Source organism: Floridaenema fluviatile BLCC-F154, from assembly GCF_041929135.1.
GTDB classification, from domain to species: domain Bacteria; phylum Cyanobacteriota; class Cyanobacteriia; order Cyanobacteriales; family Aerosakkonemataceae; genus Floridanema; species Floridanema fluviatile.
Genome location: NZ_JBHFNS010000029.1, coordinates 18,981 through 39,758, shown reverse-complemented (window position 1 = coordinate 39,758; position 20,778 = coordinate 18,981). Strand labels below are relative to the sequence as shown.

Annotated in this window: 21 protein-coding genes and 1 CRISPR repeat array (1 of these 22 cut by a window edge); of the genes, 19 read left to right on the top strand and 2 right to left on the bottom strand. The window is 37.7% G+C overall.

Annotated features, from left to right (window positions below; translation table 11 throughout):
- Positions 1 to 46 precede the first annotated feature (46 nt).
- From cas10 to ACE1B6_RS06780, 9 genes are all read left to right on the top strand, one after another.
- Positions 47 to 2,389: a type III-A CRISPR-associated protein Cas10/Csm1 gene (cas10, locus tag ACE1B6_RS06820; RefSeq protein WP_413256497.1), complete on the top strand. Its 2,343-nt coding sequence runs from the start codon at positions 47 to 49 to the stop codon at positions 2,387 to 2,389.
- Positions 2,370 to 2,930 carry a Uma2 family endonuclease gene (locus tag ACE1B6_RS06815; RefSeq protein ID WP_413256496.1) on the top strand — a complete coding sequence of 187 codons (561 nt, stop codon included), beginning with the start codon at positions 2,370 to 2,372 and terminating at the stop codon, positions 2,928 to 2,930. The genes cas10 and ACE1B6_RS06815 overlap by 20 nt, the downstream gene beginning before the upstream one ends.
- A 40-nt stretch (positions 2,931 to 2,970) precedes the next feature.
- The gene (gene csm2, locus ACE1B6_RS06810) at positions 2,971 to 3,492 is read left to right on the top strand and encodes a type III-A CRISPR-associated protein Csm2 (protein ID WP_413256495.1); all 522 of its coding nucleotides are present in this window, start codon (positions 2,971 to 2,973) and stop codon (positions 3,490 to 3,492) included.
- Complete coding sequence (csm3, locus tag ACE1B6_RS06805) at positions 3,489 to 4,457, top strand: type III-A CRISPR-associated RAMP protein Csm3 (protein ID WP_413256494.1); 969 nt, start codon at positions 3,489 to 3,491, stop codon at positions 4,455 to 4,457. The genes csm2 and csm3 overlap by 4 nt, the downstream gene beginning before the upstream one ends.
- Complete coding sequence (gene csm4, locus ACE1B6_RS06800; RefSeq protein ID WP_413256493.1) at positions 4,454 to 5,530, top strand: type III-A CRISPR-associated RAMP protein Csm4; 1,077 nt, start codon at positions 4,454 to 4,456, stop codon at positions 5,528 to 5,530. Before csm3 ends, csm4 begins: the two co-directional genes overlap by 4 nt.
- Positions 5,531 to 5,534: 4 nt before the next feature.
- Positions 5,535 to 6,806, top strand: a complete 1,272-nt coding sequence (csm5, locus tag ACE1B6_RS06795; RefSeq protein ID WP_413256492.1) for a type III-A CRISPR-associated RAMP protein Csm5 — start codon at positions 5,535 to 5,537, stop codon at positions 6,804 to 6,806.
- 3 nt (positions 6,807 to 6,809) lie between these two features.
- Positions 6,810 to 7,586, top strand: coding sequence for a CRISPR system precrRNA processing endoribonuclease RAMP protein Cas6 (gene cas6, locus ACE1B6_RS06790; RefSeq protein ID WP_413256491.1), 777 nt, complete (start codon positions 6,810 to 6,812; stop codon positions 7,584 to 7,586).
- Positions 7,587 to 7,679: 93 nt separating this feature from the next.
- On the top strand, positions 7,680 to 7,943 hold the full coding sequence (locus ACE1B6_RS06785; RefSeq protein WP_413256490.1) for a hypothetical protein: 264 nt from the start codon (positions 7,680 to 7,682) through the stop codon (positions 7,941 to 7,943).
- 388 nt (positions 7,944 to 8,331) lie between these two features.
- The gene (locus ACE1B6_RS06780) at positions 8,332 to 8,559 is read left to right on the top strand and encodes a DUF2281 domain-containing protein (RefSeq protein WP_413256489.1); all 228 of its coding nucleotides are present in this window, start codon (positions 8,332 to 8,334) and stop codon (positions 8,557 to 8,559) included.
- An 84-nt stretch (positions 8,560 to 8,643) separates the two neighbouring features.
- Here the strand turns inward: ACE1B6_RS06780 and ACE1B6_RS06775 are convergent, their stop codons facing one another.
- Positions 8,644 to 9,270: a Uma2 family endonuclease gene (locus ACE1B6_RS06775; protein ID WP_413256488.1), complete on the bottom strand. Its 627-nt coding sequence runs from the start codon at positions 9,268 to 9,270 to the stop codon at positions 8,644 to 8,646.
- A 46-nt stretch (positions 9,271 to 9,316) separates the two neighbouring features.
- Between ACE1B6_RS06775 and ACE1B6_RS06770 the strand changes: the two genes are divergently transcribed.
- Positions 9,317 to 9,940 (top strand): DEAD/DEAH box helicase, encoded by a 624-nt coding sequence (locus ACE1B6_RS06770; RefSeq protein WP_413256487.1) that lies wholly within the window; start codon positions 9,317 to 9,319, stop codon positions 9,938 to 9,940.
- On the top strand, positions 9,927 to 11,966 hold the full coding sequence (cas3, locus tag ACE1B6_RS06765; RefSeq protein WP_413256486.1) for a CRISPR-associated helicase Cas3': 2,040 nt from the start codon (positions 9,927 to 9,929) through the stop codon (positions 11,964 to 11,966). Before ACE1B6_RS06770 ends, cas3 begins: the two co-directional genes overlap by 14 nt.
- Before the next feature lie 16 nt (positions 11,967 to 11,982).
- Here cas3 and ACE1B6_RS06760 read toward each other — a convergent pair whose 3' ends face one another.
- Entirely contained in the window at positions 11,983 to 12,609 is a 627-nt protein-coding gene (locus ACE1B6_RS06760) for a Uma2 family endonuclease (protein ID WP_413256485.1), read from the bottom strand.
- Between the two features lie 349 nt (positions 12,610 to 12,958).
- On the opposite strand from ACE1B6_RS06760, the gene ACE1B6_RS06755 reads away from it, so the two are divergent.
- The 8 genes from ACE1B6_RS06755 to cas2 all read left to right on the top strand — a co-directional run bounded on the left by ACE1B6_RS06755 (position 12,959) and on the right by cas2 (position 19,758).
- Positions 12,959 to 13,267: a hypothetical protein gene (locus ACE1B6_RS06755; RefSeq protein WP_413256484.1), complete on the top strand. Its 309-nt coding sequence runs from the start codon at positions 12,959 to 12,961 to the stop codon at positions 13,265 to 13,267.
- Positions 13,268 to 13,374: 107 nt separating this feature from the next.
- Positions 13,375 to 15,180 carry a hypothetical protein gene (locus ACE1B6_RS06750; RefSeq protein WP_413256483.1) on the top strand — a complete coding sequence of 602 codons (1,806 nt, stop codon included), beginning with the start codon at positions 13,375 to 13,377 and terminating at the stop codon, positions 15,178 to 15,180.
- A gap of 16 nt (positions 15,181 to 15,196) precedes the next feature.
- On the top strand, positions 15,197 to 16,171 hold the full coding sequence (locus ACE1B6_RS06745; RefSeq protein ID WP_413256482.1) for a DevR family CRISPR-associated autoregulator: 975 nt from the start codon (positions 15,197 to 15,199) through the stop codon (positions 16,169 to 16,171).
- Complete coding sequence (locus tag ACE1B6_RS06740) at positions 16,152 to 16,901, top strand: hypothetical protein (protein ID WP_413256481.1); 750 nt, start codon at positions 16,152 to 16,154, stop codon at positions 16,899 to 16,901. Before ACE1B6_RS06745 ends, ACE1B6_RS06740 begins: the two co-directional genes overlap by 20 nt.
- The gene (gene cas6, locus ACE1B6_RS06735; protein WP_413256480.1) at positions 16,879 to 17,901 is read left to right on the top strand and encodes a CRISPR system precrRNA processing endoribonuclease RAMP protein Cas6; all 1,023 of its coding nucleotides are present in this window, start codon (positions 16,879 to 16,881) and stop codon (positions 17,899 to 17,901) included. Before ACE1B6_RS06740 ends, cas6 (ACE1B6_RS06735) begins: the two co-directional genes overlap by 23 nt.
- Complete coding sequence (cas4, locus tag ACE1B6_RS06730) at positions 17,898 to 18,482, top strand: CRISPR-associated protein Cas4 (protein WP_413256479.1); 585 nt, start codon at positions 17,898 to 17,900, stop codon at positions 18,480 to 18,482. Before cas6 (ACE1B6_RS06735) ends, cas4 begins: the two co-directional genes overlap by 4 nt.
- Positions 18,483 to 18,487: 5 nt before the next feature.
- Entirely contained in the window at positions 18,488 to 19,465 is a 978-nt protein-coding gene (gene cas1d, locus ACE1B6_RS06725) for a type I-D CRISPR-associated endonuclease Cas1d (RefSeq protein ID WP_413256478.1), read from the top strand.
- Positions 19,462 to 19,758, top strand: coding sequence for a CRISPR-associated endonuclease Cas2 (gene cas2 / locus ACE1B6_RS06720; protein ID WP_413256477.1), 297 nt, complete (start codon positions 19,462 to 19,464; stop codon positions 19,756 to 19,758). The genes cas1d and cas2 overlap by 4 nt, the downstream gene beginning before the upstream one ends.
- Before the next feature lie 305 nt (positions 19,759 to 20,063).
- Positions 20,064 to 20,778: direct repeats of the CRISPR family, unit length 37 nt; unit sequence CTTTCAAATCACTAAATCCCCGCAAGGGGACTGAAAC; it runs 1,259 nt beyond the window's last position.

Sequence of the window (20,778 nt, the reverse complement as noted above, 5' to 3'; positions counted from 1 at the left end):
CGTACTTTTTTTCAAAGTTAAGTTAGTAATTGAGGAAAAATGGGTTATGGCATCTGAAAATGTAGCTTTACGAATAATGCAGGAAGCTGTTGGAGTTTTAGCTAAATGGACAAACGTTTCTTTACCTCAGTTGCAATCTCTAGAACCACAAGAACAGCAAGCTGTAAAAAAAGCGAAAAGTCACCTAAAATGGCCTGAAAAACAAGAACCTCAACCTTTACGATTGCTATTTGATTTTGTGGATTTTTCTAAAGATGGAAAAGAAAAGACAGAACAAAAAAATTACTGTCCTGTAGGTGCAATCAAAGATACCTATCCTTCCATCCCTTATCCCAAAATGGAAGAACCAACAACTGCCGAGCTAGAAAATTTAAAATTGGAAATACAAAAGAACATTGCTCACCTCATACAAACAGATCCGAATTGGTTCAAAAACTTATCTTTACTGACAGTCATTCTAGAAAAATATGGTTCCTGTCTCAGCTTTGGCGAGTCAGATATTGCTTTGATTGATTTAGCTCGATCGACTGCTGCCGTTGCTGCTGCTTTAGCCGAAAATCCTGAAGATGATCAAATAACTTTAATTGCTGGTGACTTATCAGGAATTCAAAAATTTATTTACACGATTTCTTCTGATGGTGCGTTGAAATCTTTGAGAGCAAGAAGTTTTTATTTAGAATTAGTCGCAGAGGAAATTGTGCAGCAACTTTTGGAGAAATTACATTTACCTCGCACCAGTGTTATCTATGCTGGTGGAGGAAATTTATATCTATTAGCGCCTGCTGTCGGTATTAATGATAAAATTACCGAAATCAAAAATAGGTTTAATAAATGGTTACTTGATAAATTTAAAGGACAAATATTTTTAGCCCTAGCTAATCATTGTTTTCCTGCTGAAGATGTCAGTAGCGAAAAGTTTGCCAAGATTCATTGGCAAAAAGCAATTAGTCTTGTCAACCAACAAAAAACTAGAAAATTTGACAATCAGATCCAGGAAATTTTAGATAAGAAAGATAGTTATCCACCCTGTAAAGTTTGTCACAGGGATGATTTTAAGCCTGAGCAATTAAAACCCCTTAATGAAAATGAATCAGTATTAGCTTGTCCAATTTGTAATCAAATGTTTGAATTAGGGGAAAGATTATTTGGCGTAAAAACGATTCTGCGATCGCATTCTAAAGAAAAAGAAATTAACTCAGATTATTACATTCCTCTCCAATTTTCCAAAATTGATTCAACTTGTCAGGATGTTTACTATCATCTTTTTAAAGAAGTTCAGCCAAAATATCAAACAAAAGAGACAATTTTTAGAGTGAATGATTGGAAAATTGAAAATTATCGAAACTCCAATAATGCAATTTTTCTTCTTTTAGGCAATTATGGTCAGCGCATCAAAATTACTGATGAATCTAGATTAGATAAATCTAGATTCATACGTGCTGAAGAAATGGCAAGTTGCGCCGATGGAATTAAGCGAGTTGGTTATTTACGGATGGATGTAGATAACTTAGGTAAAATTTTTGCTAAAGGTCTTAAGAAAAAGACAATTCAAAACTTACCGAGAATTGCTGGACTTTCTCGCTTAATGACTTATTTCTTTAAGGTTCATCTAAATCAGCTTGCTAAAGACCGCCATAAATACTTTTTTGACAAGTTACAAACTGTTACCGGATTAACTGATGAGCATAGAAATAATTTACTTTTCATTTATGCAGGAGGTGACGACTTATTTATTAGCGGAACTTGGAATGAAGTAGTTGAATTTGCCTTTGATGTTTATCAAGCATTTCGAGCTTACACAGGTTATAATCCTGATATCACTCTTTCTGGTGGAATTAGCCTTGCTGATGTTAAATTTCCTCTTTATCAAGCAGCAAATGAATCGGGGGAAGCTGAGAATAAAGCTAAAGGAAATGGTCGAGATAGTTTAGGATTATTTGGAGAAGTATTTAAGTGGAATGAATGGTTAGGGACTTATAAATCAGAAGTGATTGATGAAGAAATTAGAACCTATCTAAGCTCAGAAAGTTTGCCTAGTTTATTTGGTATCCTACCTTTTGTGAAAAAGCTTTATGATGTGGACAGTAATTATTCGCGTAGTTTTGTCAGAAACTTACTAGCTACGGCTCAAGTTCAGAAACAAATGATTAAGGAGATTGAAGAAAAACGTAAAAATCGAGATTATCAAGATCAAGAGCGAGATATTCGCTACTATTTACACTTACCAAAAATTGCTTATACTTTGGCACGACTTCCAAAAAATGTGCTGGATAATGAAGATTTTCGTAAATCTTTAAAGAGTCCGTATAATGCGCCTTATTTTCAAGGTATTGCCACTTGGATAGAACTACTTAACCGCAAAGAAAGCCATGACTCAAACAACGACTAAAACCAAATTTACCTTTCAAGATTACCTTCATTATGACGATGGTACTGATAATCGTTATGAATTGGAAGATGGAGAATTAATCCTGATGAATCCACCAACATTTGACCATGCGTTAATTATTCGATTGTTGGCAAATAACTTTGAAGCCGAGATTAATCGGCTTAATTTACCTTGGCTGACATTGCAAAGTATAGGAGTAAGAACATCAATAAATCGATCGCGAATTCCTGATATTTCTGTGATAAATAGAGATCAAATAATCCAAAGAGATGTATCAGCCATTCTAGAATCAGCTTCATTGTTAGCAGTAGAAATTGTGAGTCCAGAATCTCGAACTAGAGATTATCGTTTTAAGCGTTCTGAATATAGTGTAGTCGGAATTCCTGAATATTGGATTGTCGATCCAATTGAGCAAAAAGTTACTGTTTTGACCTTGGTAGAGGGATTGTATGAACAGGTAGAATTTCGCGGAAATGAGAGAATTTCTTCTCAGACGTTTCCAGAATTGGCTTTAACTGTGGAACAGGTATTGCAAGGATAAGTAACTTTTATCGGAATTGAAATGTTAATTAGGAAGAGCCATGACACCAGAAGATAAATACTCTAAGCCTAAACCGAAAATGGATGAAGATATTGTAACGGTAATGGTCAATAAGATTGATGGCTTTAAAGGAGAGGGTTTAAACCAGTATAAAATTTGTGATTTAGTTGAAGACGCAGAAAAACTAGGAAATAAACTGGTTGAAAAGAAGTTAAAAACTAATCAAATCCGCAAATTTTTAGATGCTGTAAATCGTTTCAAGATTGAGTACGGTAAAACAAATATTCAACCAAACGAACAACCTGAGATATTACTTCAGATATTAAAAGAGAAGAGGGATGAATTGCACGTCCTAAGATACCAATTAGCCTATGCTGCAGCTCGACAGAAAAAGGAAAAAGATCCGGGGCCCGTTGAGCCGTTGAAAAAAGTGCTAGAAGCTGCCATTAAACAAGTCAGGAATGAGAATCAAGATGATTTTGCTCGTGATTTTGCTCGTCTCGTTCAACTTATTGAGTCAATAGTTGCATACCACAAAGCAGCCGGAGGAAAAGATCAATGAGTGTATCAACAACCGATAAACCTCAAAAACAACTACTTGGAAAGCTTTACTTTAAAAGTATTTTGTTAGTAGAAACAGGACTTCACATTGGCGGAGGTGGCGAAACTCTTAACATTGGAGGACTAGATAAACCTGTAATCCGCGATCCAATTACTCAACATCCTTATTTACCTGGTTCTTCGATAAAAGGGAAACTCCGCGCAATTTTAGAACGGTTACTAAACAAGCCTTTAAATCGTTTTGGTGGTAGTGGAACTTACCGATACGAAAGCGATGATTTAGTTGATGGAGTCACGGAAATTGATAGACAATATATCAAATTTGACGGAGCAAGGAATTGTGAAGTATCTCGTGTTTTCGGCTCTACTGGTGTCAAGTGCTGGATTGAAACTGAGGTAGCTCGTCAAGAGGGGATATTTGACGAAAAAAGCGAAAAGAAACAGATTGATGGTAAGGAATATTTGAAAGTTACAGGACGAAATGCTCCAGCACGGTTAATAGTTCGTGATTGTCATTTGATAAAAGAGTCTGTCGAAAACCTCCAAAAAATTGACACTGGTTTATATATGACTGAGTGGAAGTTTGAAAATGGAATCGATCGCATTACAGCAGCAGCTAATCCGAGACAAGTAGAAAGAGTTCCCAAAGGAGCAAAATTTAACTTTGAAATGGTTTATACGGTTGAAGATGCCAGTCAAGCAAAAGTGGATTTGAAAAATATTCTGCGTGCAATTTTGATTCTAGAAGATGATGCTTTAGGCGGACATGGTTCTCGCGGTTACGGCAAAATTAAGTTTGAAAATCTGGAATTTTCCTATCGAGATTATGCGGGAATCGGCGAACCTGGAAGCAGTTCGCTCAGTTTACCGTTATCAAATAAACTACCAGAGATTGAGAATACTAGCCAATTACCGAATAAGTTTGCGGATATCCAAAAACTTTTGCCAAATTCAGAGGAAAAATGAGTTACTGGAAATTATTTAAACTGAAATTTGAAGGGAATCCCGTTCACTTTGGCGAGTTGGGAATTGGGATGGAAGAGACTAGCGATCGCATCCACTCAGACACCCTATTTAGTGCTTGGATAAGTGCTTATGCTCGCTTATTTCTAAAAGATGCTGTTGAGGAACTATTACAACAATTTCAAACTCAAGAAGAACCACCATTTCGCTTAAGTTCCACCTTTATTTATCGGCAGGTTAACGGCAAAACTATTTACTATTTACCCTGTCCGCTTAAACGTCCGATCAAGTATCCAGAAGATGACTTTGAATTTGCCAAAGAGTACAAAAAACTCAATTATTTACCGTTGGAAGTTTGGCAACGGTGGTATCAAGGGGACGGATGGAAAGACAGCGATGGAGAAGAACTTAAAGCTAAGGCTAAGGCTAAAAAGGGAGATAAAATAGATGGAGAATTGACGAAAGCAGGAACATTTGATTATGGGGAAGCGGTCAAAAAGGGTAAAGTTCCTAAAATAGCAGTCGATCGCATCACCAGAGCAACCAACATCTATTGCACCAATTTCGTTTACTATCAAGAAAATTCAGGTTTGTATTTTCTTGTTGAATTTTCTAAACCGGAATTTGAAAATACTTTTTTGAATGTCTTAAAATTTCTGGGTGAGGAAGGACTTGGTGGCGAACGTTCTAGCGGTGCGGGACAATTTGAAGTTGAACACAGTGAATTAACTCCTGAATGGGAAAAAGTTGTCAACTTTGATCGGGGAAACTTTCATAGTTTGATTAGCCTCTTTTGGGAAGAATCCTTATCGAATGAATTTCTAGCAAATACCAGCTATGAATTGCTGCGTCGAGGTGGGTGGATTTCATCTTCTCCTTCAGGAAGTCAGCGTCGCCGCAAGTCAATACAAATGTTTGCAGAGGGTTCTGTTTTTCTGAGTAAACCCAAAGGGAAACTGGCAGATGTTACTCCTCCCAAAAGCGAAAATTTTGATTTTGAAAAGCAGAGAAACGGTCACAAAGTTTATCGCAGTGGCATTAGTTTGAGTTTACCTGTTAATGTAAAAGTTGAGTAAAATTATGGTTTCTACTCCTGAAAATACTCTGGTTAAACCCGAAGTTTACGAAACAAAACGCATTCAACTTACCAGTCCAATGTTGCATATTGGTTCAGAAGTTTCTAAACTGAGTCCATTTGAATATGTGCAAACATCAAATCGAGTTTATTTACCCAATCGTGATTTATTGGCAAAAGCTCTATATCAGAAAGCAAAGTTACAGGAGTATATTACTAGAATTGAAAATAGAGAAGAGATTACTAGCCTTTTAAAAGAAGCTTTTGGAGAAAATTGGCAAAGTAATCAAGAACTTGAAGCAATTTTTCCCAAGACTGGTATTAGTCGCAAATGGACGGAAGAAAAAATTAGTGATTTGCGTCCGATGATTCGCAATGGTTTTGGACAACTTTATATTCCAGGTTCTTCGATTAAGGGTGCGATTCGGACTGCGATCGCATACCATTTACTCAAATACCCAGATCAATATCAAGTTTCTCAAAAAACGCGAGTCAGCGAGATTGAAACTAGATTGCGCGAAACAATGGGAGAACTAAAGCGTAATGCCAAGTTTGCTGATGATTCACTATTTATGAATAGCTTATTTTCGGAATTCTCTCTTTTTTATCAGGGAAAATTAGCACCTGGTAAAACCAGTCTTCCGAATACCGATTTTATGAGAGCAGTTCATGTTACAGATTCTGAACCAATTTTAGAATTTAATCGGAAAAATAAACAAGATAAATCCGTATCGTTTAATTTGCCTGTTGCTGTTGAGGTAATAGTTTCCAGTCGATTTGATAATATGAAAGCCAAGTATAAGGCTTCTCTATATGTGGAAATGATTAGAAATTTAAGAACCGAATTTACTTTGAGTATTAATCCAGAACTCTTATCTTGGTTTTGTCACAAAGAAAAAATGAATATCCCTTTTAAAAATGTAGATGATATTTTAAATATTTGTCGGGAATTTAGTCAAGATCAATGGGAAGCAGAAAATTTTTACTGGCAGGATATCCAAAATAATCCTCATGCTGGTGGGAAAAATTTAGAGTTTAGCAGTATCCGCAATTTTTATGCTCAAGACTGTTCTTTTAGCTTAAGATTAGGTTGGGGAAGTGGAATGTTTGGCACTACAGTTAGCTTGTGTTTAGATGAAGAATTAGTTGAGACAATTCGTGATACTTGCGGTATTTCTGCACCCGGTTATGAAGCACCGAAATCTAGGCGAACTGTAGTTGATCCGAAGGGAGAAATTAAATTTGTACCAGGATGGGTAAAGTTTAAAGAGTTATAAAATATGTTAATCCGTTCTAATTGGATATTAACTGTATCTCAACCTACTGTTTTACCCCGTGCTTATGGGTTAGAATTGGTGAAGCAATTACACCAGAAAATGAGCTTGGAAGTTGGTAAGGAAAAGATTCCAGCTATCAGTTATTCTGGAATATTAGGCCGTTGCAGTTGCTCTCAAGACTTTGTAACGTTTGTACCTGAAGAGTTTTATAAATTATCGCTTTGTGGATTAAATGAAGTTCATGCAAAAGCGATCGCATCTCTAGATCTCTCCTCTGAATTAGAGTTTTTGGGTGGGAATTTTGCGGTGTGCGATCGCCAAGACGAAATCACCAGTTATGAAGAACTTTACACCACTTTAGTTGCCAACGAACCAGAACCAATTAACCGCTTTAATTTGCAATTTACTACTCCTACTGCTTTTGCTCAAGGAAACAAAAATTTACCTTTACCTTTGCCAAGTTTAATGTTTCGCAGTTGGTTAGAAAGATGGAATGAATTTGCACCTGTTTATTTAGGAAGTGATGAGTTAATTGCTTATTTGGAAAGTGCGGTTGTGATTAATTCGCACAAGATAAAAACTGGTTTGCACCATTTACAGAGAGGATATGCGATCGGTTTTACAGGTCAAGTAAGACTACAAATTATCAGCAGAATAGACCCTTTACTGGCAAACGTTGCGAACTTACTCATTCATTATGCACAGTTTGCAGGTACAGGAATAAAAACTCGTTTGGGAATGGGTCAAACGGTAATAGAACTTGAAAACTCGCAGAGCTAAGGCAAGTAAAAGAAAGAATTGTTATACTTGAGATTGAATTTTTATTAGTGGAGAGCTTTATGCTCACGAATAGTAAAATAAAGGATGTCAAAGATGAGTGAACCCGAATACAACCTTGATTCCACTGTTTATCCTGTATCTAGAAAGATGTCTTCTATTCCCAAGGCAGGAATTTTACTATCCGACTTGCCAGATTATCTAGATTCCTTGTTCCAAGAAATTCAGGCTATCAAAAAGCGCCAAGATAATCTGGAGAAGCGCCAAGATAATCTGGAATGGACCTTAGCTAATGAAAATGCCAATCTGAAGGATGAAAACATCAGTCTTCAACAGACAGGAATCTATTTACCAGATTGACTTTTAGGAAGCTTCAGATTATTAAGCTGAAGATTTCTTAAGGAAGACCTCTTGATATTTCTGAATATCAAGAGGTCTTCCAAGATAAGAATTGGAAGTCGCTTTAAGTAAAAATTAATTTTTGTACATAATCTTAGTTAGTTCTTCTATGCTATACTACCCATAGTAAAGCTTTAAAGCTAAGATTCTGCTTTTAAAATCCCTTTGAGGGACTGAAGCCACTCTTTCTAAGATACTGGTTAGACAGTAGAATCATTTTTCTTAACTAATCCCCGCAAGGGGACTGAAAAATTTAAGTAACACAAATAAATAAACAAATTAGCTTAATACTCATTACAAGAAAAAAGTTTTTGTTCTATGTTAATTCAAAGAACTAGGAGATTAAACAATGACAATTGAGCAAGCTGTATTACAAAACTTACGGGAATTACCACCTGAACAACAACAAGAAGTTCTAAACTTTATTCAATCGCTCAAACAAAACTCTTTATCACCACAGCCACGTAGTAATTTATATGGATTATGGAGCGATTTAGATATTGAAATTACAGAAGCAGATATTGCCGAAATTCGTCAGGAAATGTGGGGTAATTTTCCCAAGGAGTTTCCTTTATGAGTTCTGTAGTTGTAGATACTCATACAATTGTTTGGTATTTTTTGAAGTCACCTACCGGAAAGACAGAAACAGCGATCGCATCCCTCACCCCATTTGCTTTGTCCAATGTCGCACAGCTTGTCTAATTGCGCGTCTTCCATTAGGACGATATTGTGCGATTAAAGCAGGTAATTCTTGAATTGGCAACATGGGAAAAACTGAACTATTTTCTACTTCTATATATTCTTCATTTTGCAATTGATAAATTTTTAATTCCCCAGAATCGTAACACCAAATTTCCGGTACACCCAAACGGGCATAGATCGGAAAGCGATCTAATGATTTATTAGTTAAATCAATTTCTAAAGCTAAATCAGGAGGTGGATCTTGTGTCAAATCGAACTTTAATTTACCTCGGACTTTCGCTTCATTTTGAAAATAAAAACAGTTGTCGGGTTCAATTCCTGCTAAACGCGCTTCACGTTTCCAAGTGGTTGAACCATAACTTTCATAGTCAATTTCTAATTCTTCGGCAATATCTTTAACAGCATCGCTAAGGGATTCTTTGTAATATTCATGTTCGGGTAAGGGGGTCATAATTTCTAAAGTTCCGTTATCATAAGCAAGTCTCGCAGCACGACTTTGCCCCAAGTCAATTAAAAGGTTTTCAAATTGTTGCCAACTGATATTGTATAAAACAACGCGATCGGCACGGCGTTCAGTCAGTTGCATAAGCTTTTTTCAACCAGTCCGAAAAACAACTATTATAATTTAAGTTATGAATGTTGAGCCATTCTTTTACACTCTTACTGGATTTTCCCCGCGACAATTTCAACTCCAAACTATTGAGAAGCTCCTCAACCGCCAAGATATCTTACTTCGTGCTCCCACAGGTTCGGGGAAGACAGAAACAGCGATCGCACCTTTCCTTTTCGCCAAACCCCTGCAACTCGATTTTCCCAACAAATTAATCTACGTCGTCCCTTTACGCACCCTCGCCAATAGCTTGCGTCAAAGAACAGAAATTCTCGTTCAAAATTGGTCAAAACACTATCCTTTACCTCGACCTTTAACAGTCACATTACAAACCGGAGAAAACCCAGAAGACCCGCGTTTTGAAGGCGATATCATTTTCTGTACGATCGACCAAATGTTAAGCAGTTTTCTCAACATACCTTATTCTGTAGGTCGCGGTTCTGCTAACGTCAACGCTGGAGCAATCTTTGCCTCTTATTTAGTATTTGATGAATTGCACTTACTCGACCCAGAACGCTCATTTACCACTGTCTTAAAAGTCTTACAACAAGTCAAAGGAATTGCACCATTTCTACTAATGACTGCTACTTTAACTGACGAACTATCTCAGCAAATTAAAGAGGTAATAGATCGTGGAAATTATTGAAGTTAGCCAAACAGATTTAGCTACAATTGAAGGCAACCGTCACCGCACTTTTAGAGCCATAGCCACTCCTTTAATATCTGAAGTTATCCTCGATGACATCCAACAAAATCAGCGCCAGCGAGTTATCGTTATTTGTAATACTGTGTCTCAAGCGCAAGGTTTATTTCGAGACTTGGATGCACTGAATTTTGAAGACAAGTTAAAAATCACTTTGCTTCATTCTCGCTTTTTACCAGAACATCGCGCCCAAAAAGAAGCTGATATTAAAGCTGTATTTTCTGAGCAATGGCAAGCTGATAGTTATTGTCATATCTTGATAGCTACTCAGGTAATAGAAGCCGGACTTAACATCACTTGTGAAATTATGCACACAGAGTTATGTCCGATGAACTCACTATTACAAAGAGCCGGAAGATGTGCCAGATTCAAAGGAGAGAAAGGTGAAGTTTGCGTTTATTGGAGTATTCAGATTAATCCCGAAAACGGGGAATTGGGCGATCGGGATTTTGCAGAAGAACCGACAGAACAGAAGAAAAGCTTTTTGCCTTACGAGCGAGAACTTTGTGAGTTAACTTGGCAGGTTTTAGAAGCACATACACAATCAGAACAAGTTAATCAACAGGTTAATTTTAACCTAGAACAAGCCTGGATTAATCGCGTACATATAGCCGCAGATTCCCTACAAGCAGAACGGAGAAAAAATGACTCTGCTGAATTTGAAAGAAAGTTCAATGATGCTATTTTCACAGGCGATCGCTCAGTTGCCGATGACTTAATTCGTCATGTAGATAACCGCAATGTATTTGTTTGGAATGAACCAACTTTCATTGATTTTGACGATAATCAACAAATTAATCCCAAGAAACTATTAGCCTTTTCTGTACCCCTTACTACCTTATTAAAGGTTTGGCGCGAAGTCCAAAATTTAGAATATCAAATCGATTGGATATTTAAGCGGATTGAATCACCAAAGGGAAAAGCTGCTGAAACTTATAATTTACCCATTTGTATTACTGTCCGTTCCCAAAATGATTTGGTGTATAGCTGGCAAATTTTAGTTAATCCTCGCTATGTTTACTATGACGAAAAAATTGGTTTACTTATCGGAGTAAATGTTGAAGGTAATAACTTTATTTCTCCCAATAAACCACCAAAGCAAGCAGTTAGTGAATATCAGTATCAGATGGATACTTATGTCGGACATTTGGGTTGTATGTGGAAATGCTGGCAAGAATCTTTCTCGACAATTAGCTTAAAAAATGGTACTTGGGTAAAAACTAAATATGGTAGCGTTCGTCATGAATTACTAAACACTGGCGGACGATTTATTCAGCAGAAGATTTTGACTCAATTAACCATAACCCAAGCAGAAGAACTGTTTGAATATTTGGTATTATTAGCAATCTTTACTCATGATTTGGGGAAACTACAAATTAAATGGCAAGCAGTGATGAGGGGATGGCAGGCGATCGCACATTCTAGCTTCAAAGGTAAACCACCTAAATCACATTTACTAGCACACACAGACTATAACCCAGAAGATGAGGAACAAAAACAGGCTCTCAAAGCTTATGAAGCTAAACATAAACGACCTAACCACGCTGTTGAAAGTGCTTTCTTAGCACAATACATTTTACAACAATCTCTATTTCCCTTATTACAAAATGAGTTTAATGCTGATAATCAACAGATTTTCGGTGTTATGTACACAGTGATTTTAGCAGCAGGAAGACATCATTCTGCTTGGGCTAAAGGTTGGGAAATTAAAGAGATTCGGAAAGTTGGAGATATTCAATTACATCCAGAAGCACAAAATGCGATCGCATTCAGTTGGCGCAGTATGACTCGTTGGTTATCCAAAACTTTACCTCTACCAACAGAAGCACCAAATCTAAATCAAAGCTGTTATCCAATTAGAGAATTAGACCTCAAAAGATTTTCTCTAAACCAAATGGAATATTTGCAATTATATTGGTTAGTCGTGAGAGCATTACGACTATGTGACCAACGATCGGTACAACTTTGAAATCATGAAATAATTATCAATTAGTTGCTCGAAAAATCTGCGATGCAGTCAAATCCAACTCTGGAAAAGTAAGAGATTCAATCCGTTCATTTTCTCGAAACTGACGCACTTGATACTCTCCTTCAATAAGTTGGTAAATCGAAAGGGTAGGTCGTTTAGGATTACCAATGAAGCGCCTTCCTCCTAACCCTAAATAGTCTACAATCCAATATTCCGAAATACCTAAAGCTTCATATTCTTCTAACTTCAAAGCATAATCATCACTCCAATTAGTAGAAACTACTTCCACCACCAAACGGACAGAACTTCCTTGAGTAATCACAGATTCCTTTTCCCATCGTGGATTATCTGCGATCGATCTTTCATCAAGTACAATCACATCAGGTTCATACCCAGACTCGTCGCGGACAGATTTAATCACGCATTCTTTGGAAATAAAGTAAGGAAGTTTCAGGCGATCGATTTCAATCCCTGCTTTCACTGTAATAAAACCAGCTACCCGCGAATGTTTCCCTGTAGGTTTAGGCATCTCAACGATTTCCCCGCTGCGTAGTTCGTAGTGGCATCCCGTCCCTTCTGGATACCAAGCAATAAATTCGTCAAATGTAACCTTTGTGGGTATTGTGGGTATTGCTTGAACCATAACGCTCTTTATCTATTAGCAATGCTAAGGAGGTGAGGATAGCAGAAGGTTAAATGGCATGGAAGACTTTAACCCATAAGAATAGTTTCAGTCCCTTGCAGGGATTCTGTTCTATTTATAGTCAACCTTAAGTAGCCTGTCTGCTACCCCACTGAAAGTATACTAGCAAAATGCCGAGAAAAAATAAAAGTATATTCTTATGGATTAAAAGAAATACTTGTGTTAAAGTACGGATACAACAAAAGTGCCCCTGAACTTCCACTTCAGAGACACTTTCTCGTATTGTTTGCTTTAGAAACGGCTGATCTTCCACATCAAGCCGTTACCTTTCACATTTTTCGTAATTACTATGAATTATAAACCAACAAGCTCGCAATTAGAGCTAAACCTCAATAATTTTGAGTTTCCAGTTGCCAACGGTTTAACTACCGAGAAAGTACGAGAGTTCCTGGAAATAGTTGCCAAAGCAAAATTATCTGCTCAGGAAATTCGCACTCGTGCCAAAAATGGGAAGTTAGAGGTTGGTTATCTGTACGGAGTTTTGCAAATTTTTCCTTCTCAAACAAGGAAATCTGGTAAGTTTTGGCGATGGGACATAGTTCTTTCTCCAATCAGTTTAGCTAATTCCTCTACCCAAACAAGTCTGTTCCAGAAGTAAATATCCACTGTTCCCAGATTTCTTATCTGGGAACAGCATCAGTTTAATTGGAAGACCCCCCTTCCAATCAGGTAATAGAATAGCAACAGCAATAGAGAAAACCACCAATGACTGAGGCGCTGATTGTACCGAAGAAATTTAATACTTATGCTGACACCTTTTTGTTATTGGGTTTAGCACAAATTGTGGATGATGCACTGCATCGTACCCAACAAAATAGAGAAATGCAGCTAATCGATGCGGGAACTAATTACCGGATTCAATTTGCTAAACCGATCGATATTGCCGCCTTTGCTCAACTAGATTATACCAATCCATTTCCACCTGTCAAAGGACAGAAAACAGATGAAAGTCAAATACCATCTGAAACTAGCTTTTTTGATGTAGTTAAGGAGGTAGAAAAACGTAAACTGTATCAACAATATCGTTATCAAACTGGTGGGAAAGGAGAGTGGAGTGAGGAAGTACCAAAACCGCCAGATCCCAGGACTCAAAATGGTTCAATTCTGGTTTCCATGCGGCACGATCGCAATCATAATAGCTTATGGTTAGAAAGTTGGAAACTTAAAGACAATTATGGAAGTTTAGTAACTGCATTATGCCAAACTTTCGCTCAAAATAATCATACTCAGCCAACATCAGAAATAGTCGCCGAGCTATTTTTTCAACAAACAGGTATAAAATTACCAGAAACAGCGGCGGCTGTGAAAATTTATCTTCCCACATCTGTACAGGGAGTCAATCGAATCAAAGCTGATAGCAATAGAACTGATGCTCAAAAAGTAGATTGGCTAAATCTTTGGTTGATAGCTAATGGCTTATTTGAATTTGCCATTTCTGAACGAGTCAAAGTCGCGGAAAATAGCTATGATTGGCGAGTAGTTGCTTTAGAACCGAAAGATATTTCTTTCCAGAAATACCGAGAAATATTAAGAAGTTTGAGACAATCAAATCCACCAGGGGGAGGTCATGGTATTGCGCGATTTGATGCTGAGTTAGTGTTAAAATTATGTCAGCAACTTTTAGAGAATCATCCAGCTAAAGCTGAAGCTAAAGAAGATAATCCCTTTGAGTTTTGGGGAAAACCAGTAAATGATTTTGTTGGCAGTTTTCCCGGTACGCATTTTGGCTCAAAAGGACAAGTTTATGGTGTAAAAGAATTATTTACGCTGGGTTTACCAGGGTGGATTATTCCTGATAATTATGCCGAACTTCTTGATTACTTAGATGTTTTACAAGAGCATTTATCAGTAATTGTTTCCTTATCAGCTGAAGCCGGACATAGTGAATTATTAGCAGCTTATCGAGATTTTATTACTGGAACTAATTTCTCTAGCTTTTTTAGATTCCAAGCTAGTTATGCTGATTATGTTGTCAAACAATTAGCCAATCCCCAAGGGAAAAACCCTCGTTTGTTTTCCGTAAATGGACTAAATATCATGACCAAAAAAGATGTTGATTTTACTAAGATTACCAGAGATGCTAGTTTTTTGAGAATTGCCAAAGCCATAAATCAAGCAACAGTTTATGCGGGGAAAGTTACCACTAAAGATGGAGTAAAAGAATTAGATTGGCAGCGAAATTATGGATTAGCACAACTTTTAAGCAGTCAGTCGGGTTCAAAAAAAGATTTTATCTGTGCGATCGCAGATTTTATCGGCAAATATGAACATGAAAATTTGCGTTTGTCCGAAAAATACTTAAACGAAGGTAAGCGTCTAAAGCGCGTACAGCCTACTAAAGAAGATTTGGATAGGTTGATAGAATTAATCAATGAATTCGATACAGTCCTAGTAGCTAATTTATTGATTGCTTATGGTTACGCTAAATGGAATACAGTCAAAAAATCACCTTCAACCGATATGACTGATGACTCAACTGACTCAGATGAAGACACAACAGACGAAGAATAATTAGGAGAATTAACCAATGACTAATCAAGGATTAACAGTTTATTCCATTTCCATTAGTGGCTTGCTATCTTGGCAATTACAAGCATTGAATAATGAAGGAAATGAAGGCAATCAATCTTTAACTCGCCGCTACTATATTGTTAAAAAAGGCGACCCAGAACCAAAGTTTGTTAATGGTGTATCTGGTGATATGCTCAAACATATTCAAGCCGAACATTTACACCGAATCACTATCGAAGAAGGACTGACTTTATCAGAGGGTGGTAAGCAATTTAATCCCGATCGCATTGGCTACGATATTGAGTTAGCAGAAAAACAAAAAACATCTTTGTTTGCTGAAGGTGAAACCGATCTAACTGCCAAAACTGCGAAAGTAATTCAACTTTGCACTATCAGCGATTTAGAAGGGTTTATGGTGACAGAAAAGAAAGGTCAAACCCTGAAACGCGAGTCGGTAATTGAATTTGGTGCAGTAGTTGGTTTACCTGACTTTGTGAAAACTCAAAGTTATTTTCATGCTAAATATGGTGTCGATAATCCTACACCTTACAACGTACAAATTAGTTCGGGATTATACGCTACTGTCTTGAATATTGAAGCATTTCGGATTGGTTATAATCCCCATAATTTTAAGTATGCGATCGATCTGGACGAACGCAAAAAACGCTTGGATGCTTTACTCAAAAGTGTCATGTACACCTACTTGCAACCGAATGGTGCAAAACGGAATACCAATCTGCCACATCCTGATGATTTTGAAGGCATAATTACTGTCACTACCCGCCGTTGTCCCGCGCCAATGATTAGTGCTTTAGAGCCAACTTATCGTGACCAAATTCAGAGTATTGCTGATACTTTGAATCGATTGAATGGCGCAGGTACAGTGCATTTATTTCCTTTTAATAGTATGGCAGAATTTGCCGAACAAATTGCCCAACTAATTAACGTAGCACAACCTTGGGAGAGCAATCATGCCGAAGCGATCGAATAAATCAAAAAGATCATTACCTGAGTCAACAGAACAATGGCTTACTGTTGCTTACAAACCTGTTAGTTTATTTTCTCTCAAACGTTCTGATGCTACTAGCATGGCAGCTAGGTCAAATTTAGTGCCAACTCCTTACGCTATTAAAATGGCAGTTCTGAAAGTATTACTAGAAAATGAAGGTTTCGCACACAGCACAGATTTTGATGCGTGGATTAACAATGAATTTACCTGGATTCGTGACTTACAAATTTTTGTCCAACCACCGGAACGATTAATAGTAAATCGGAATGGTTACAAACTACGATATTACGATCAAACTGCCGATAAAGCAGATAAAAATAGACCTACCGTACCGATGCAGGATGGATTTGTGTTTCGGGAATGGGTGTACCTGGAGGGCAATTTACAAATTTGTTTTGGCCCAACTGTTAAGGTAGAAGAATTGCAACAATTGTTAGCACAAATTAACTATTTTGGGAAGCGTGGTTGCTTTTTTCAATACTTACCAGATGCTACTCAAATTACAGCGACACCTCAATTTACACCCCAACCTAACCAAAGCTTTATTGTGCAGTTGATGGATGATTTGGGCGCTAAAACCAAGTTTAGCAAAATCAATCCTTATTCTAATGAAAAAGCACAATTAGACAAAGATCGAGTAATTCAAACTGGATTTTTACCGTTGGAATTAGTAGCTAGTAGTGCGAAGTATGATTTATACCAGCGAAAATGAATCCCCGATCGCCGGACTAAGCCTCGTTTTACAACCAACTAATAGCAGCAATATTACCCCGCTACAAACTTGGTTATCAGATGTAGAACCTTTGCCAATTTGGATACCTTTAGCTAGAAAAAATGGAGTGAACAAAGTTTTAGCAGTTGCTTCTCATTCAGAACAATATGCCGAGATTATACCCTATATTTTTGGGCAAATTAGTCAACGAACTGCGGTGCAATGGCAAGGTCAACCTTATGAATTAACTGGAGTAGAAATCGACCATAATGAATTGCACGTTTTAGAGATTTCTTTATTGACATCTGAACCTCTCCCATCAAGTATAGGACGGGCAATTCATGCTCTATGTTTTCATTGGTTAGCAACTGCTAATCCCGCTTTAGCTGAACGACTACATAATTCTGATTTCTTTCCTTTTACTTTAGTAGTAAAACCTGGTAAAACTGCTAACCAATTAACTTTAATAATTAGCATTTTGCAAAGGGATTTACTTGCTCCTTTACTTTGGGGGATGAGTCACGATATTGGTTGTGAGATTACCTTAACCAATATTCATTGTCGGTTAGGAAAGTGGATAAATATTCAGCATTCGACTAGTTTTTCTGCTTTGGCTCAAGTTCCTAGTCAAAATACTATTGACTTAGAATTTTTGTCACCAACAAGCTTTAAACAAGGTCAAGCAATCCAACCTTTTCCTTTACCAGAATTAGTATTTTCTAGTTTATGGCGCAAGTGGAATACTTTTGCACCTAAAGAATTAGAATTACCGGAAATTGAATGGCAAGGTTTTACTGCTGCTTATGAACTAAAAACTGTTGCTTTAAAAATGAAAGGAGTAGCAGAAATTGGCACAAAAGGTTGGGTTCGTTATCAATTTCCTAATAGTACACAAGCTCAAATTGCTACAACTTTAGCTCATTTCGCTACTTTTGCTGGGGTAGGGCGCAAAACGGCAATGGGTATGGGACAAACCAGACTTATTCAGGGAAAATTATGAATGACAATTACTTACCTTTGGCTTACTTAAATGCTTGGGAATATTGTCCTCGTCGCTTTTACTTAGAATACCAATTAGGCGAAATGGAGGACAACGAACATATCATTATTGGTCGTTACTTGCATGAAAATATTAATGAAGAAGGAACTTCTCAAGAAGGCGATACTTTAATTCATCGTCAGCAGTGGGTATGGAGCGATCGCCTAAAAGTTAGCGGCATTATTGATGCGGTAGAAGAACGAGACAATCAACTAATTCCTTTGGAATATAAAAAAGGGAAGATGGCACAACATTTAAATGACCATTTTCAACTTTGTGCTGCTGCTTTGTGTTTGGAAGAACGCACGGGAAGAGACATTCCTTTCGGGGAAATTTTCTATCACGGTAATCGGAGAAGACAGCAGGTAAAATTTACGCCCCAGTTGCGTCAAATGACTGAACAAGCAATTATTGCGGCACAACAAACTACTGTTGGAAAAATCCCTGTACCTATTGACAACCCGAAAAAATGTCACGCTTGTAGCTTAATTAAAATTTGTCTACCTTTTGAAGTTAAACAATTAATGCGTCAAGGAGTTTAATAAAAATGTCTGTACTTTATGTCACTCAACCTGAAGCTGTTTTGGGTAAAAATTACGAAGCTTTTACTGTTTCTCTGAAACAAGAAGATGGCAATTGGAAAAAACAATCAATTCCGGCTCAAACTGTTGAGCAAGTAGTATTGATGGGTAATCCTCAAGTTACAGGTGATGCTTTGACTTATGCTTTAGAATTGGGGATGCCGATTCATTATCTTTCCGGTTATGGGAAATATTTAGGTAGTGCTTTACCTGGCTATTCTCGTAATGGCTCTCTGCGGTTGGCACAGTTTGAACTTTACAATGATTCTCCCCGTAGATTGGAATTAGTTAAGGCAATTGTGGCTGGGAAAATTCAAAATCAATATACGGTTTTGTATCGGCAGAAAATTGCTAATAGTTCGCTGAAATCTTATAAGAAATTAGTGCCGCAAAAGCAGACTTTAGATGAAGTTCGAGGAGTGGAAGGGATTGCGGCTAAAGATTACTTTGCAGAATGGACAGCAATGTTAAAGGAACCTTGGTCTTTTCCGGGAAGAAATCGCCGTCCTCCCACCGATCCGGTGAATTCTTTGTTAAGTTTTGGCTATGGTTTGTTGCGGGTACAGGTAACAGCAGCAGTTCATATTGTGGGACTCGATCCTTATGTTGGTTATTTGCATGAAGTGAGTCGAGGTCAACCTGCGATCGTACTAGATTTGATGGAAGAGTTTCGTCCTTTGGTAGCAGATAGTTTGGTGTTGTCTGTATTGAATAAACGTGAAATCCAACCAAATGATTTTACAGAAAGTTTGGGTGCTTATCGACTTAATGATGATGGACGTAAGCGATTTTTACAAGCGTTTGAACGCAAGATGAATGATGAGTTTACCCATCCGGTTTTTGATTATCGCTGTACTTATCGACGGGCGATCGAATTACAGGCGCGTTTGTTGAGTCGTTATCTACAAGAAGGCATTACTTACAAACCTTTGGTGTTACGATGAAAGATACTTTGTTTTATTTGGTAATCTACGATTTGCCGGATTCTAAGGCAGCTAATAAGCGGCGTAACCGCTTGCATAAAATGTTATCTGGTTACGGCAAATGGACGCAATACAGTGTGTTTGAATGTTTTCTGACTACGATTCAATTTGTGAAGCTGCAACAGAAAATTGAAAAGTTGATTAAGCCAAAAGAAGATTCGGTACGCATTTATGTTTTGGATGCTGGATCTCTCAAACGCACGATTACTTATGGTTCTGAGGAACCAAGGCAGGAAGTTGCGATCGTTCTTTAACTACCAGTAATTTATTAACCTCAAGCCTGGTTTCTCTTTTGGAGCCAGGTTTCATAACATAAACGGAAAACATTGACAAGAGAATGCTGGTGATTTATGATAGTTTTCGTGAACCAAAGCAGGAGCAAAAACCTGGGGGGATTCACGAAAAAGCTTAGAACCTTGACAATTCAATACTTTCAGTTTCAGTAACCGCTCAATTGTTGCAAATTAGTAGCAATAAACTTGGCTGAAATGAGGTCAAAAATGAGATCGACGAAAAGTGGTTTCACAATCCTCTCTTGGTCAGGGTTTTGGGCGGCAGACTTTCAAATCACTAAATCCCCGCAAGGGGACTGAAACATTCCAGTACCAGCCGTCATCACAATCGTCCCTAACTTTCAAATCACTAAATCCCCGCAAGGGGACTGAAACACCCAACAGAAAGTAATTTCTGCTTTATTCGCTTTGGCTTTCAAATCACTAAATCCCCGCAAGGGGACTGAAACCGATCGGACTGATGGCTTCTGCTTTGTCCCCTCTGCTTTCAAATCACTAAATCCCCGCAAGGGGACTGAAACCTTATTTCACTTTGATTTGAATTTTTTCTTACGGGATTGGCAGCTTTCAAATCACTAAATCCCCGCAAGGGGACTGAAACTAGAAAGCAAGTTTGCGGGGTGATAGGAAGAAACGATCTTTCAAATCACTAAATCCCCGCAAGGGGACTGAAACATGATGCAATGGTTTTAATGCAGGACTGGACACAATCCTGCTTTCAAATCACTAAATCCCCGCAAGGGGACTGAAACTCTAGCGATAGGGAATTGCAGTTCCCTATCGCTTACTTTCAAATCACTAAATCCCCGCAAGGGGACTGAAACATCGACTCCATCTCAGACCCAGAAAAAATAATTTTGCTTTCAAATCACTAAATCCCCGCAAGGGGACTGAAACGTGGAAGAACTTAGCAGTTTCCGGTAAGCTGACGACCTCTTTCAAATCACTAAATCCCCGCAAGGGGACTGAAACTCGGTAAAA